The 15,221-nt window shown below is 64.3% G+C and carries 13 protein-coding genes; 11 read left to right on the top strand and 2 right to left on the bottom strand.

Annotated features, from left to right (window positions below):
- Nucleotides 1-313: 313 nt before the first annotated feature.
- From FJ417_RS11255 to FJ417_RS11270, 4 genes are all read left to right on the top strand, one after another.
- On the top strand, nucleotides 314-1,618 hold the full coding sequence (locus tag FJ417_RS11255) for a Xaa-Pro peptidase family protein (RefSeq protein ID WP_140783455.1): 1,305 nt from the start codon (nucleotides 314-316) through the stop codon (nucleotides 1,616-1,618).
- Between the two features lie 268 nt (nucleotides 1,619-1,886).
- On the top strand, nucleotides 1,887-2,564 hold the full coding sequence (locus FJ417_RS11260) for an isochorismatase family protein (protein ID WP_140783456.1): 678 nt from the start codon (nucleotides 1,887-1,889) through the stop codon (nucleotides 2,562-2,564).
- Between the two features lie 5 nt (nucleotides 2,565-2,569).
- A complete protein-coding gene (locus FJ417_RS11265) occupies nucleotides 2,570-3,613 on the top strand; it encodes an alpha/beta hydrolase (protein ID WP_246687430.1) in 1,044 nt (347 codons plus the stop codon).
- A gap of 261 nt (nucleotides 3,614-3,874) precedes the next feature.
- A complete protein-coding gene (locus FJ417_RS11270; RefSeq protein WP_140783458.1) occupies nucleotides 3,875-5,515 on the top strand; it encodes an ABC transporter substrate-binding protein in 1,641 nt (546 codons plus the stop codon).
- Nucleotides 5,516-5,590: 75 nt separating this feature from the next.
- Here the strand turns inward: FJ417_RS11270 and FJ417_RS11275 are convergent, their stop codons facing one another.
- Nucleotides 5,591-6,421 (bottom strand): hypothetical protein, encoded by an 831-nt coding sequence (locus FJ417_RS11275; RefSeq protein ID WP_140783459.1) that lies wholly within the window; start codon nucleotides 6,419-6,421, stop codon nucleotides 5,591-5,593.
- A gap of 160 nt (nucleotides 6,422-6,581) precedes the next feature.
- Between FJ417_RS11275 and FJ417_RS11280 the strand changes: the two genes are divergently transcribed.
- Entirely contained in the window at nucleotides 6,582-8,267 is a 1,686-nt protein-coding gene (locus FJ417_RS11280) for a tetratricopeptide repeat protein (protein WP_140783460.1), read from the top strand.
- Nucleotides 8,268-8,317: 50 nt separating this feature from the next.
- Here the strand turns inward: FJ417_RS11280 and FJ417_RS11285 are convergent, their stop codons facing one another.
- Nucleotides 8,318-9,100, bottom strand: a complete 783-nt coding sequence (locus tag FJ417_RS11285; RefSeq protein ID WP_140783461.1) for a hypothetical protein — start codon at nucleotides 9,098-9,100, stop codon at nucleotides 8,318-8,320.
- Nucleotides 9,101-9,249: 149 nt separating this feature from the next.
- On the opposite strand from FJ417_RS11285, the gene FJ417_RS11290 reads away from it, so the two are divergent.
- From FJ417_RS11290 to FJ417_RS11315, 6 genes are read left to right on the top strand one after another with little or no spacing between them, the layout of a single operon-like run.
- A complete protein-coding gene (locus FJ417_RS11290; RefSeq protein WP_246677179.1) occupies nucleotides 9,250-9,876 on the top strand; it encodes a DUF4129 domain-containing protein in 627 nt (208 codons plus the stop codon).
- Nucleotides 9,873-11,087 carry a DUF4350 domain-containing protein gene (locus FJ417_RS11295; protein ID WP_140783462.1) on the top strand — a complete coding sequence of 405 codons (1,215 nt, stop codon included), beginning with the start codon at nucleotides 9,873-9,875 and terminating at the stop codon, nucleotides 11,085-11,087. The genes FJ417_RS11290 and FJ417_RS11295 overlap by 4 nt, the downstream gene beginning before the upstream one ends.
- Entirely contained in the window at nucleotides 11,074-12,030 is a 957-nt protein-coding gene (locus FJ417_RS11300) for a MoxR family ATPase (protein ID WP_140783463.1), read from the top strand. Before FJ417_RS11295 ends, FJ417_RS11300 begins: the two co-directional genes overlap by 14 nt.
- Complete coding sequence (locus FJ417_RS11305) at nucleotides 12,027-13,331, top strand: DUF58 domain-containing protein (RefSeq protein WP_140783464.1); 1,305 nt, start codon at nucleotides 12,027-12,029, stop codon at nucleotides 13,329-13,331. Before FJ417_RS11300 ends, FJ417_RS11305 begins: the two co-directional genes overlap by 4 nt.
- Nucleotides 13,328-14,344, top strand: a complete 1,017-nt coding sequence (locus FJ417_RS11310; RefSeq protein ID WP_140783465.1) for a stage II sporulation protein M — start codon at nucleotides 13,328-13,330, stop codon at nucleotides 14,342-14,344. The genes FJ417_RS11305 and FJ417_RS11310 overlap by 4 nt, the downstream gene beginning before the upstream one ends.
- Nucleotides 14,331-15,209 (top strand): RDD family protein, encoded by an 879-nt coding sequence (locus FJ417_RS11315; RefSeq protein ID WP_140783466.1) that lies wholly within the window; start codon nucleotides 14,331-14,333, stop codon nucleotides 15,207-15,209. Before FJ417_RS11310 ends, FJ417_RS11315 begins: the two co-directional genes overlap by 14 nt.
- The last annotated feature ends 12 nt before the right edge of the window (nucleotides 15,210-15,221 follow it).

Consider the following 15,221-nt stretch of genomic DNA (forward strand, 5'->3'; position numbering starts at 1 on the left):
GTGTGTTTGTGCGCGCTGACGCGATGAAACGCTGGCGGGACAGCGCCCCCCTCTGTCCTGCCGGACATCTCCCCCACTTGGGGGGAGATTGGCAGTTCCGGCGCCAACGCGTCCTTTCGACGTTGGAGATTGGCGAAGCGATGCGCGACATCTGATCTCCCCCCTTGTGGGGGAGATGTCCGGCAGGACAGAGGGGGGCGCGAAGGATCACGGCGTTGCCCGTTCGCCTGCGGCACCCGGCACGACATCTGCGGAATTCCGCACAGCGATCTTACAGCGTCCGGCTATGGTCTCCGCAACAGGAGACCCCGCCATGAGCATCGTCGTTTTCGACCCCGACAGCACCGAGGATGTGGACTTCAAGGACCGCATGCGCCATCCGGCCGCGGCCGATCCCGCCGGCGGCATGTGGCTTTCCGACACCGAGCCGTCCTTCATCGACGCGGACGCGCTGCGCAAGGGGCGGCTCGCCAAGCTGCGCGCCTGGATGCGCGAGGCGGGCTATGGCGGCGTAGTGCTATTCGACCCTTACAATCAGCGCTACGCCACCGGCTCGCGCAACATGTTCGGCTATTTCCTGCGCAATTCGACGCGCTACTTCTTCATCCCGACCGAAGGGCCGGTCGTGCTGTTCGAATACCCGCAGAGCTACCACGTCTCCATGGTGCTCGACACCATCGACGAGGCGCGGCCTTCCAAGCTCGTCTGGTCCTCCGTCTCCGGCCGCGATGACGAGACTGCCGGGCCGTTCGCCGACGAGATCACCGAGCTTCTGAAGAAGTATGGCGGCGGATCGATGAAGCTCGGTCTCGACCGCTGCAGCCATCTCCAGGCGCTGGCCCTGGAAAGGCGCGGCTGCGAGGTGCGCGATTGCCAGGGCGAGATTCTCGCCGTGCGCGCGGTGAAGACGCCGGAGGAAGTCAAATGCCTGCAGGTGTCGATGGCGGGCGCCGAAGCCGCGGTGGCGGCTGTGCGCGAAGCGATCAAGCCCGGCGTCTCCGAAAACGACCTGTTCGCCATCATGTATGGCGAGGTGATCCGGCAAGGCGGCGAGTTCATCGAGACCCGGTTGCTCACCTCGGGACAGCGCACCAATCCATGGTTCAACGAGGCGAGCGGCCGCAAAATCAGACCGGGCGAGTTGCTGGCGCTCGATACCGACACGATCGGCTGCTACGGCTATTATTCCGACTTCTCGCGCACCTTCCGCTGCGGCCCGGGCAAGCCGACGCCCTATCAGAAATCGCTCTACCGCATGGCGCACGACCAGGTGCAGCACAATATCTCAATCGTGGAGCCCGGCATGGCGTTCCGCGAGATTGCCGAGAAGGCCTGGAAAATCCCCGATCGCTTCGTCGACCAGCGCTACACCTCGGTCATGCACGGCGTCGGCATGCATGGCGAAACGCCTTTCATCGCGCACTCGATGGACTACGAGACCTATGGCCGCGACGGCATCATCGTGCCTGGCATGGTGGTGAGCGTGGAAAGCTATATCGGCGAGAAAGGCGGCCGCGAAGGCGTCAAGCTCGAGGACGAGATCCTGATCACCGAGACCGGCACCGAACTGCTCTCGCGCTTTCCTTATGAGGATGAGTTTCTGGAGCCGCAGGTTTGATGCAGGCAAGCACGATGAGCGCCGGTCCGGCATCGCAAGCCTTGGCGATTGGCCGCAACACCTGTGCCGTCGTCATTCCAGGGCGAAGCAAGGAGCGAAGCGACGCGGCGCAGACCCTGGAATCCATGCCGTTCCGTCTCCGCTTCGCCGCGGTGCGGAATTCTGTTAGGCAGCAATTGACGATCACGGTAACGGCATGGCTTCCAGGGTCTTCGCGACGCCGCTGCGCGGCTGCTTCGCCCTGGAATGACGAAGTTTGAGCATACGCATGAAAGCGCCCATTTCCATTCGACGCGGCACGGTGGCCGCGGTGTTCATCGATCTCCAGGAGGAGCATCGCAAGGACAGACGCTATCTGGTCGAGGGGTTTGCCGACATCCTCGCCAATGTGCAGCGCCTGCAGGAGGCGGCGCGGCGCAATTTCGTGCCGCTCCACCACTGGGCCTATATCGTGGATCTTGCCGAGGCGCGGCCTTTCCACCCGGTGGACGAAAGCGGCAAGTCGGCCTTCTCGGACAAGGACGATCCGCTGACGGCGATCTGCCATGAGGTGGCACCGCAAAACGGCGAAGCCACTCTGATCAAGCAGGAAGCCAGCGCCTTCGGCAAGAACGATTTCGGCGACAAGCTCAAGGCAGCCGGCATCGGATGGCTGGTGATCGCCGGCGTCTGGACCGAGGCCTGCATCGACGCCACGGTGAAGGACGCGGTGGCGCGCGGTTTTCGCGTGCTGCTGGTCAAGGACGCCTGCGGCAGCGCAAGTGCGGCCATGCATCAGACCGGCATCCTCAACCTCGCCAACCGGCTCTATGGCGGCGCCGTCGTCAACACGCTCGATGCCTGCCGGCTGATGGCAGGCGATACGGTAAGCATATGGCAGGTCGAGGGCTCGGTGCCGCTGCGCTTCACCTTCGAGAACGCGGCGCGGCTTTACGCCGAGCTCTGACGGCAGTGGCCAGTAACCCAAGCAATTCGGCGAGGCGCGGCAACTATGCCGATCGGCTCGACCCGGAGCTGTGGCACTATATCGACAAGGTCGACAGTTGGTACCCGCCGGAGATCGTGGCCGCGCCGATCGCCGACCAGCGCGCCGTGTACGACAAAATGTGCGTGGCTTTCCATCAAGGACATCCCGAAGGCGTGACGACCAGCGACGGTCTTGTCGCCACGGCGGCGCATGCCATTCCGGTTCGGCTCTACCGCATGGCGGGCAAGGCGGCAGCGGCGATCGTCGTCTATTATCATGGCGGCGGCTTCGTGCTCGGCGATCTCGACAGCCATGACGACATCTGTGCCGAAATCTGCGCCGGCACCGGTTTCGAGGTGGTCTCGGCCGACTATCGGCTGGCGCCGGAGCATCTGCATCCAGCCTCCTTCGACGATGCTCTTGCCGTGTTCGAATGGGTCGCCGCGACCAGCACGCTGCCGATCTTGCTTTGTGGTGAGAGCGCCGGCGGCAACCTCGCCGCCGCGGTGGCGCAAGCGACGCGACATCATGCGCGGCATGCCATCGGCCAGATGTTGATCTATCCCGGCCTGGGCGGCGACGGGAGCGGGCGTTCCTATGTCGAGCACGCCGAGGCGCCGCTGCTGACGCTCGCCGACATCGAGTTCTACCGCCGCGTCCGCTCGGCGCCTGGGCAATCGCCTGAGGACCCGACCCTTTCTCCACTCATGGCTCGTGATTTCTCCGGTCTGCCGGCGACAGTGATCGTCACCGCCGAATGCGATCCGCTGTCGTCGGAGGGCGAGACCTATCGCGACCGCATCCTCGCCGCCGGTGGGCAGGCGATGTGGCGCGAGGAGCCGCGGCTGGTGCACAGCTTTCTGCGGGCGCGCCCGACGGTGCCGCGCGCGGCGGAGGCGTTTCAGAGGATCATCAGCGACATCTCGAAGCTGAGCGCCGGCGATGGAGCGCTAATCTCCCCCCTCGTGGGGGAGATGGCCGGCAGGCCAGAGGGGGGCGCGAAGAAACGCGGCTCCTCGGACTTCTGATCATCTGAACGACTTGAGAAGGTAGCGCTGACTGCCGAAACGCCGGCGGGACAGCGCCCCCCTCTGCCCTGCCGGGCATCTCCCCCACGAGGGGGGAGATTGGCTGTACCCTCTGCGGAACAGCGCACAAGAACTGCGGAAACCCAACCATTTCGCGGCGGAAAGCGGACCTATCATCCTTCGCAGGCAATGGCGCTCCGGCGGTCGCATCCGCCCCCGCGCATGGCGTCCCCGGGGCGCCCAACAACAGAGGGAACGACGATGAAGTTCATGCTGACCGACAGAAAACTGCACCCGCGCGCCAGGCCGATCGCCGACGATTTCAGGAAGGGCGCGATCAGCCGGCGCGAATATCTGGCTTTGATGGCCGGCTTTGGCATCAGCGCCGCCGGCGCGATGGCGCTGGGCGGGATCGCTCCCTCGCCTGCCCGGGCCGCCGAGCCGAAAAAGGGCGGCGTGCTGCGTGTGGCGATGAACGTCAAAGGCTTTAAAGACCCGCGCACCTTCGACGGCGTCGAGATGTCGAATGTCGCGCGTCAGTGCAACGAATATCTGGTGCGCTGGAACACCGACTTTTCTTTCGAGCCCTGGCTGCTGGAAAGCTGGGAAACCAGCGATGACGCCAAGACGATCACGCTTCACGTGCGTAAGGGCATCACCTGGTCGAACGGCGACACTTTCAACGCCGACGATGTGATCCACAACCTCAACCGCTGGTGCGACGCCTCGGTCGCCGGCAATTCGGTTGCCGCGCGCATGGGCGCGCTGGTCAACGCCGACACCAAGAAGCCGGTCGACGGCGGTATCCAGAAGATCGACGACCATACCGTCAAGATCAACCTGCCGAAGCCCGACATCTCGCTGATCGCCGGCATGGCCGATTATCCGGCGCTGATCATGCACCGCTCCTATGAGGGCGATGCCGACCCGAAGAAGGCTTTGGCCATCACCACCGGCCCATGCGAGCTGGTGAGCTGGGACGCCGAGACGGGCGCGGAGGTGAAGCGCAAGGACAAGCCCTGGTGGAAGGGCGAATTCTATCTCGACGGCATCAAATGGGTCGACTACGGCTCGGACCCCAACGCCATGCTGTCGGCCTTCGAATCCGGCGAGATCGACACCGATCACGAGACCGCTTCGGACGCCGTGTCGCAGACCGACCAGATGGGCCTGCAGAACTCCGAGATCGCCACCGGCTCGACCATCGTCGCGCGCTTCAATGTCTCCAACGCGCCCTATGACGACGTCAAGGTGCGCCGCGCCGCCCAGCTTGCCGTCGACAATGCGGCCGTGCTGAAGCTCGGCATCGACGGCAGGGGCAAGCCCGCCGACAACCACCATGTCGGCCCGATGCATCCGGAATTCGCCGATATCGGACCGGCAAAGCGCGATGTGGATGCTGCGAAGAAGCTGCTCGCCGAAGCCGGCAAGACCGACCACGAATATGAGCTCATCTCGGTCGACATCGAATGGCAAAAGAACACCGCCGATGCGATCGCGGCGCAAATCCGCGAGGCGGGCCTCAAGGTCAAGCGCACGGTATTGCCGGCCGCGACTTTCTGGAACGACTGGAGCAAGTTCCCCTATTCCTGCACCGAATGGCTCGGCCGGCCGCTCGGCGTCCAGGTGCTGGCTTTAGCCTACAAGTCCGGCGCGGCCTGGAACGAAAGCGCCTATTCGAACAAGGAGTTCGACGAGCTTCTCGACAAGGCGCTGGCAACGCCCGACGCGGCGGCGCGCAAGGAGATCATGGCCAAGATCGAGACCAATCTGCGCGACTCCGGCATCATCATCCAGCCCTATTGGCGCTCGGTCTACCGCACCTACCGCAAGGGCGTGCAGGGTTGCGAACAGCACCAGGCGCTCGAGCAGCATTTCGAGAAGGTGTGGCTGGAGTCCTGATCCTCCCAGGACAGAGTGGCCGGCGCGGCGTTCAAAGCCGCGCCGGCATGATCACAGCACTAACTGCGTCATAAGCTAGTTAGATGGAAATCCCGCGTGCTTTTCATCAATCGCTCTAACGCGAGCCTCATAGGGCTCCCACGGGTTGCGATAGAACGCCATCATGTGGTCGATTGCGTAAGCGCTTTTCTCCAATGTCGCCTGCCTCAACAGAACCGACATAGCCGAATGAATTAACCTATCGTACGTTCGTTTCAATCTCCCCATTTCGTAATCCGTGTGTTCGCTATCTGTTATATCGGCCACAACCGTGTTCGCGACGGCAAGTTGAACTACTGCTGACTTGACAGAATCTGCCTCTATAACGCCTATTGCTTCTCGGATGATCAAAATACGATCAAATACATGACGCATCTCGCTGTCGCGATAGGTCTTGTAGAATGAAGGTTCACCACCGTTTCGTTTTGTGGTCGCCTCCTCGTCCAGTGAAATGTAGCGATCTTCCAGAACCTTAAGTTCGGATGCCAGTCTCAAAATGATTTCGCCTTCAGGGAGAAGCTCGATTTCGGAGCAATTGCTCTGGTCGAAGTACGATGTGGCCGCCGCGAGCATCGGGAACACAATGGGAGGAGCCTCGAAGTCGCGCACCTCATCGAGCGCAAAACGAACCGCTTCGATTGCACTCTTCAATGTCATAGCGGGCTTATCCCACGTACGAAGAACCTCTAGCGCTGAACGGTAGTTCGCGTTCGTTGAAGTCGCTCCCGACCCACTGTCTTGTCCATCAAGGCTGGGCTCTTCAAGGCCAGACCTAGCGTTGTGGATTGCGCTTAAAAGGGTGTCTCCAACCTGATCAGCTTCGATAAGGTTGGCAAGCGGGGAGGTGCAATTAACATGCTGGTTCACGGTAATCCTCCTTCGATTTCGCGCCCTGCCCACTTTCCTTTTTGTCTGAGCAGCATGACGAAAGCGAAACACGTGAGTGGCTTAGCTGTGGAAAAGCGCTAGACAACAGGCGCAGAGTACAACCCTCCCATCCTCGGCTAAACTTGGAGTCTCGGGGCATATGGACCAGTTCGACCTCGGCACCTATCGCCGCCCCATCTCCACATCGTCGGCCGAGACGCAGCGCTGGTTCGATATCGGGCTGAACTGGTGCTACGGCTTCAACCATGAGGAGGGTATAAAGTGCTTCGAGAAGGCGCTGGAAACCGATCCCGGCTGCGCCTTCGTGCATTGGGGCATCGCCTATGCCGCCGGGCCTTTCTACAATTTGACCTGGAAGGAACATGGCAAGGCCGAGGCCGACCATGTCGCCAGGCGCTGCTTCGAGCATGCGCGGCTTGCACAAGCCAGCGCGGCCCAAGCAAGCCCCGTCGAGCAGCGGCTGATCGAGGCGCTGGCCGCCCGCTTCCAGCAGCCGCATGGCGTGAGCGCGGCCGAGTTCGAAAAATGGGACGACGCCTATGCGGCCGCGATGCGAAAGGTCTATCTCGACTTTCCAGACGACCATGACGTGATGGCGCTGACGGTCGAGGCGCTGATGATGCGCACGGTGCGGCGCCTGTGGAACCTCAAGACCGGCGCGCCGGCACCGAATTCCGACGTGCTCGAAGCGCTGGAGATCTGCGAACGTTCGATCCGGCTCTCGGACGAGGCAGGTGCCGCGCCGCATCCGGCGGCGCTGCATCTTCACATCCATCTGCTCGAAATGTCGACGCAGCCCGAGCGCGGCATGCGCTCGGCGGAGCGGCTGGGCACGATGTGTCCCGATGCCGGCCACATGAACCACATGCCCGGACATATCTACGTGCTCTGCGGCGAGTATGAGAAGGCGAAGATCGCCAGCGAGAAGGCGGTGCGCGCCAACGATCTCTACCTCGCCTATGCCGGCGAGCCGACCTATTACCTGCTTGGATGCTGCCACGACCTGCATCTTATGATGTTCACCTGCATGTTCCTTGGCCAGTACCGCCCTGCCTTGTGGGCCGCCGACAAGGTGCGCAGCCTGGTGACGCGCGACGTCGTCAGCATTGCCGGGCGGCCGAAACTGACGCAGACGGTCGAGGGCTACCATGCGATGAAATCGCATGTGCAAGTGCGCTTCGGGCGCTGGCGCGAGATCATCGACGAGCCGATGAATGGCGACCCCGAACTCTATGTGGTGACCACCGCATTGCAACACTACGCCAAGGGTGTGGCGCATGCGACGCTGCGCGAATTCGCGGCGGCCGAGCGCGAGCGCGAGCTATTTAGCCGGCAAATCGATGGCATTGCACCGGAGCGCCGCTTCCTCAGCAACCCGACAAAAGCCTCGCTCGCCGTGGGCGCGGCGTTGCTCGATGGGGAACTCGCCTATCACCAGGGGCGGCATGATGAAGCCTACGAGCATCTGCGGCGCGCGGTCGAGCTCGACGACAATCTCTCCTACACCGAGCCGTGGGCCTGGATGCACCCGCCGCGCCACGCGCTGGCGGCACTCCTTCTCGACCAGGGCCACGCCGCGGAGGCCGAGCAGGTCTATCGCGACGATCTGGGCTTGAGCGGCGCCGTGCAGCGCTGCGCCCAGCACCCGGACAATGTCTGGGCGCTGCACGGGCTGGTCGAATGCCTGAAGCGACGCGGCGAGAAAGAGGAATTGCCGGGGTTGCAGGCGAAGCTCGCGGCAGCACTTGCCAAGGCGGATGTGGCGATAACCTCGTCGTGCCTGTGCCGGACCAGCGTGCAGGCAGACCATTGCTGTTGTCATTGAGGCTGCGGAGGTTCGGCGCCCCTCGATCGAGCGCAGCTCCGCAGCGTTCCTTACGAGAATATCTCCGCCAGTTCGTCGATGCTTGCACCTTCCTTCGCCTGGCGCAGTTCGACGTAGCTCACCGCCGTGGCGATCGACAGCACCATCGACACCACGGTCTGCACCAGCGCGGCTCCGATCTCGGCTATGATGCCGCCGAACAGCACAAGAACGAGCAATATTCCCCACTGGATGATCATCGCGATGATGATGAGAATGAGGAACAGGCCGAACAGCGCCCAGCGGCTGCCCTTGGTCAGAACCCGGCTGCGCGACATCGAGCCGAACACGCCGCGCCGCTCCTGGATGAGAACCGGCACCGACATCGACCAGCCGAGCCAGAGGATGATGCCTGGCACGATCAACAGCATCAGGCCGATACCCGCGCCGAGACCGACGAGAAGGCCGATGCCGAGCGTCGGCAGCAGAAAGCGGATCGCAATCTGGATGCAGTCGCCGAAGGACGGGCGCTTGCCGTTGAGGTCCTCGATGGTCGCCCGCACCAGCGCCGACTGCAGCAGCAGCGCGCACACAAAGGAGATCAGCCCGGCGATGATGGTGATGTAGGAATTGCGAAACATGGCGCCTGGGTCGGCCATGGTGGCGGGGTCGCGCTGCATCATTGCGTCGATCTGCGGCTGGGTCCACAGCCTGACGAGCAATGCCGGCAGGCCCGCAAACAAAGCCGCCAAGCCCACGCACAGTCCGATGTTTCGGCCAATCACGCCGAAGGTGTTGCTGAATACCCTGCCGATCTCGAATCTGCCGGGTTGTCCCAATGTCGCAGCAGTCATGATAATTTCCCCCGAGTCACCACCGTATCCGACCGATGACTTCAAAGTAAATTTGCCAAGGTTGAAGGGCTAAGTCCAGTGCGCTTGCAATTGTCATGGCGTATTGCCAGTGTCGGCCCCGAACCGCAGGTTGCAGGGGGAACGAGCGGGTGACAGCCGCAGCGACCGATGAGGCCGGACGGCTGGCGCAGTTGCACAAGCAGCTGCTGGCCGACGATTCGATCCAGTTCGGGCTGCCGACCTATGTGCGGCCCGAGCCTCCCGAATGGCTGAAGCCTGTGCTGGAGGGCCTAGCTAAGCTCGGCCCTTACATGATCTATCTGTTCTGGGGGGCGGTAATCATCGGCGTCGCGATCATTGCTTTCCTGCTTTTTCTCGAGGCCAAAGGCGTTGCCTGGCGCCTGCCATGGCGGCGGAAACGCGAAGAAACCGAAGCGAGGGAAGAATGGCGCCCTGACGCGGGGGCGGCCCAGATCCTGCTCTCCGAGGCCGATGCGCTCGCCGCGCGCGGCGAGTTTGACGAGGCGGTGCATCTTCTGTTGCGCCGCAGCGTCGCCGACATAGCCACCCGGCTGCCCAACTTCCTGCGCCCGTCGCTCACCGCGCGCGATATCGCCGCCGCGGGCTCTATCCCCACGCGGCCCCGCGCCGCGTTCAGCGAGATCGCCCGCATCGTCGAGGCAGCCTTGTTTGCCCGCCGTCCCGTCGGCGCCGAGGGCTGGCGGCAGGCGCGCGGCGCCTATGAGCGTTTCGCCTTCCGGGATGCCTGGGCATGAGCGCGCAGCCCGCCGAGACGACCGAGGCGCCGTTCAGCCGCAGAACCCTGTTCTGGGGCATCTTCGCCAGCCTGCTGGCGGCGGCCGGTTTTTTCCTTTTGTCCACCTATGCGCCCGATTTCCGCCAGCCCGAGGGCGGCGCCACGCCGTTTTCGAAGGGTGGCACCGGCTATGCAGGGCTTGTCGAATGGCTGAAGCTCGCCAACGGACAGGCGCCGCCGATGGAGCGCGGCGAGAAGGACCTGGCGTCGCCGCTGGCCTCGACTTTTCTGCTCATCGTCACCATCGCGCCGGGCAGCGACCCGGCCGCGCTCGACCGCATCATCAAGCTGCGCTCCGGCAAGGACACGCTTTTCGTCCTGCCGAAATGGCAGACCTTTCCCTTGTTCAGCCATGACGGCTGGGAGACCAAGGTCGAGCGGCTGCCCAATACGGTCGTCAACGACTGGCTCGGCCGCATCGCCAAGGCGAAGCTCGGCGAGGCGAAGAACACGCTCTCGCAGATCAATATCGCCGGCCGAACGGTGCCCGCGCCGGAGGAACTGCAATGGGTGGCGGACGACCATCCGCTGATCGCGGCCGGAAACGGCAGGGCTATCCTGACCGAGCTCGACAACGAACCCTTCTACATCCTCACCGATCCCGATTTCATCAACAATGCCGGGCTCAAGGACGAGCGGACGGCAGCCGCCGCGCTCGACATGATCGCCATGATCGAGCCCGCCAAGGGCGCCGTCATGTTCGACCTGACACTGCACGGCATCGGCCAGAAATACGATCTTGCCAAGCTTTTGGTCGAACCGCCCTTCCTGGCGCTGACGCTGTCGGTGCTGGTGGCGGCCGCGCTCGCCTTTCTGCATGGGCTCGGCCGCTTCGGCCCGCCGCGCGCGGAAGGCCGCGCCATCGCCTTCGGCAAGCAGGCGCTGGTCGACACGACGGCGATGCTGCTCAGGCGCGCCGGGCGGCTGCAAGAACTTGGCGACCGCTATGCAACGCTGGTGCGGCAGCGCGCTGGCGCCTTGCTCGGCGCGCCGCACGGGCTGCAGGGCGAAGCGCTCGACCACTGGCTCGATTCCCGCGACAAGGGCGAGACGCATGGCTTCAGCCGGCGCTTCAAGGCCGCGAACGAATCCAACAATTTGGCCGCAATGCATGAAGCAGCCGAACAGCTGCATGACTGGACGGCAAGGAGGCTCGGTGAACGTCGATGAAGTGAAAGCCCTGGCGGGCGCGATCAGGGAAGAAGTCGCGAAAGCGATCACCGGACAGCGCGATACCGTCGACCTGATGCTGACGGCTTTGTTTGCCGGCGGGCATATCCTGCTCGAAGGCCCGCCGGGCACCGCCAAAACCATGACGGCGCGCTGCTTCGCGCAGGCGCTCGGCGTCGCCTATGGCCGTATCCAGTTCACGCCCGACCTGATGCCCGGCGATATCGTCGGCTCCAACATCTACAATTTCCAGACCGGGCAGTTCACGCTGACGCGCGGCCCGATCTTCTGCGATCTTCTGCTTGCCGACGAAATCAACCGCACGCCGCCGAAGACGCAAGCGGCCCTGCTCGAAGCCATGCAGGAGCACGCCGTCACCTTCGACGGCACCACGCATTCGCTCGGCGGTAATTTCATGGTGGTGGCGACGCAGAATCCAATCGAGCATCAGGGCGTCTATCCGCTGCCCGAAGCCCAACTCGACCGCTTCCTGTTCAAGCACAGGGTGAGCTACCCGGACCTCAAGGAAGAGCGCGCCATCATCGTTCATCACGGCGGCGGCTCTGCCTCGCACGATATCGGGCAATACGGCATCAAGGCGCGCACCGACCGCAAGACGCTGGAAGCCGCGCTTGCCACGGTCGGCGACGTCACGCTGGTCGACGATGTCGTCGGCTATATCGCGGCGCTTGTGCGCGGCACGCGCGAAAGCCCCGACCTCGAGGTCGGCGCCAGCCCACGCGCGGGCGCCATGCTGGCGAGAGCCGCGCGCGCCAGGGCGGCGCTCGACGGCCGCAACTATGTCATCCCCGACGATGTCAAGGCGCTGGCCGTGCCGGCGCTGCGCCACCGTGTGGTTCTCTCGCCGGCGGCGCAGATCGACGGGCGGCTGGTCGAGCAGATCGTCTCCGACCTCGTCGACCATACGGAAGCGCCGCGTTGATCTATCCGAGCGGGCGAGCGGTCTGGGCAGCGGCGGCGGGGGCGATCCCCGCCTTCCTGATCGCGCTCGCGCTGCCGCATGTCTGGTATCTCGGCCTGTTGTGGATCTGCCTGCTGCTCGCCTTCCTGGCGGTGGACGCGGCCGCGGGCAGAGGCCGCGCCTCGCTCAACGCAACGCTGACGGCGCCGCCGCAGGTCGGCGTCGGCGGGCGCTTCACGCTGCATATCGCGGCGGGTTTCGGCGCCGAGCTGCGGCGCCTGCAGGCGCGTGTCGGACATGACCAGCGGCTGCAGCCGGTCGCGGGCACCGGTGGCGCGCTGCCGGCCAATGGCGGCACGCTCGATCTCGAATTCGAGGCCATCCGCCGCGGCATCGCCAGTTTCGACCGGCTGTGGCTGCGCTGGCAGGGCCCATTCGGGTTGATCTGGAACCAAGTCGTGCTGCCCGTCGACCGCAAGGTTGCGGTGCTGCCCGATGTCAGCAGCGCGCGCGACGAGGCGATCACGCTCTTGCAGCGCTCCGCTCTTGCCGATGGTCATGCGCAGAAGCGCGCCGGCCAGGGCCGCGAGTTCGAAGCGCTGAAGGATTACCAGCCCGGCATGGGCCGGCGCATGATCGACTGGAAGCGCAGCGCCCGCCATGGCAAGCTTTTGGCGCGCGAGTTCCGGATCGAGGAGAACAACAACATCGTTCTGGCCATCGACAGCGGCCGGCTGATGTGCGAGCCGGTCGATGGCGTGCCGAAGGTCGACCGGGCAGTGACGGCGGCGCTCCTGTCGGCCTTCATCGCGCTCAAGGGCGGCGATCTCGTGAGCCTGTTTTCCTTCGATGCCAGGCCGCGCGTCTCCAGCGGCGCGGTGCGCGGCTCGCCGAGCTTCACCATGATCCAGAAGCGCGCCGCCGAGATCGACTATTCGGCCGAGGAGACCAACTTCACCCTGGCGTTGACCACGCTTTCGGCCAAGCTGGACCGGCGCTCACTGGTCATCGTCTTCACCGATTTCGTCGATCCGATCAGCGCCGAATTGATGCTGCGCACCGTCGGCCGGCTGACCGAGCGGCATCTGGTGCTGTTCATGCTGATGAAGGACGTCGAGCTTGAAACGCTCGCCGACATGGCGCCGGCGGCGCCCGAGGATGTCGCCCGCTCCGTCACCGCCGGCGACCTCCTGCGGCAGCGGCAGGTGGTGATCGGCCGCCTGCGCCTGCTCGGTGCGCATGTCATCGAGGCCGACCATCAGCGGCTCGGCCCGGCGCTGGTCGAGCGCTATATCCAGCTCAAGGAGGAGAACCTCTTATGATGCTGTCGGCCGGCACCGATGCCGTGCGCCAGTCACTGGCAAGCTTCCGCCAGGAGCGCGAAGCCGACTGGAAAGCCTTCGAGGCGCTGCTGGCGCGCGTCGAGAAGCGCGCGCCGCGCGCGCTATCGGAAGACGAATTGCTGTCGCTGCCGCTCCTCTACCGCTCGGCGCTGTCCTCGCTTTCGGTGGCGCGCGCGACCTCGCTCGACAGCGCGCTGATCGCCTATCTCGAGGCGCTGTGCCTGCGCGGCTATTTTTATCTCTATGGCGCGCGGCGGAGCCTGCGGACGCGCATCGGCGACTTCTTCCTGCACGATTGGCCGGCGGCGATCCGCGACCTGTGGCGCGAAGTGTGGACATCGGTCGGGCTGACGGTGATCGGCGCAATTGCCGGCTATTGGCTGGTCGCTTCCGACAAGCGCTGGTACGACGCCATCATCGCGCCGAGCCTGGCCGGCGGACGTAACCCGGATTCGTCGGCCGAAACGCTGCGCAGCGTGCTTTACGGCGGCGGCGACCATTTTCTGTCGGGGTTCGCCGCCTATCTCTTCACCCACAACACGCAGGTGTCGATCCTGGCCTTCGCGCTAGGCTTCGCGTTCGCCGTGCCGAGCGTGCTGATCATCCTGATGAATGGCTGCATGCTCGGCGCCATTTTCCAGATCTATGCCGCCAAGGGGCTCGGCTTCGAGCTCGGCGGCTGGTTGTCGATCCACGGCACGACGGAGCTGTTCGCCATCGCCATTGCGGGCGCGGCCGGCATGCGCATCGGCACCAGCATCGCCTTTCCCGGCGAACTCACCCGCATGGCCGCCGCCGCCCAAGCCGGGCGCGTGGCGGCGACCGCCATGATCGGCGTCACGGTGATGCTGCTTTTCGCCGGACTGTTGGAAGGCATCGGCCGGCAGACGATCACCAGCGACCTCGCCCGCTATTCGATCGGCGGCGGCATGCTGGCGCTCTGGATCTCATATTTCTACCTGTTGCGGATGGTGCGGCATGGCGACCGCTAGGACAGCCAAGGCAAAGAACCCTGCCGCGCTGATACGTCCGCTGGTGACACCCGAAGGCGTGGACCTGCGGGTCAAGCTGGCGGATGCTGGCACCCGCGCTTCCGGATTCCTGCTCGACGTGGTGATCATCGTCGTCGCGGCCGTGGTCGTCTCGCTGGTGATGATCTTCGGCCTTGCCGGGCTTGGTATCCAGGATGCGCAGCCACTGTTCATCGTCTGGATCATCTTCATCTTCTTCCTCCGCAACGTCTATTTCATCGCCTTCGAAGCGGGCCGGCGGGCAGCCACGCCGGGCAAGCGCATGGTTGGCGTGAGGGTCGCGTCGCGCAGCGGCGCCGGCCTCACCATCGACCAGGTCATCGCGCGCAATCTGATGCGCGAGATCGAAGTTTTTCTGCCGCTGTCGATCCTCGCCGCGCGCGCTAGCGCCGATGTCGCCGACACGCTGACGACCATCTTCGGCCTGGTATGGGCGCTGCTGTTCTCGCTGTTTCCGCTGTTCAACCGCGATCGGCTGAGGATCGGCGACCTGCTCGCCGGCACTTGGGTGGTCGAGGCGCCGAAAGTGGCGTTGGTCGAAGACCTTTCGCAGCGCAAGGACCTGGTCGCGGCCCGCTTCCAGTTCAGCCCCGCACAGCTCGACGCCTATGGCATCGCCGAACTGCAGAAGCTGGAGGAAGTGTTGCGCCGCGACGATTATTCGGCGCTAAAGGCGGTGGCGGAGACAATCGGCCGCAAGATCGGCGCCAGGGTCGAGCCGATCGATTCAAAGGCTTTTCTCACCGCCTATTATGGCGAGCTGCGCGCGCATCTGGAGCGCAAGCTGCTGCTGGGGAACCGCAAGGCGGATAAATACGCTCGGTAGTGAAGCATCCCT

The sequence above is a fragment of the Mesorhizobium sp. B3-1-7 genome, assembly GCF_006439385.1.
Taxonomy (GTDB): domain Bacteria; phylum Pseudomonadota; class Alphaproteobacteria; order Rhizobiales; family Rhizobiaceae; genus Mesorhizobium.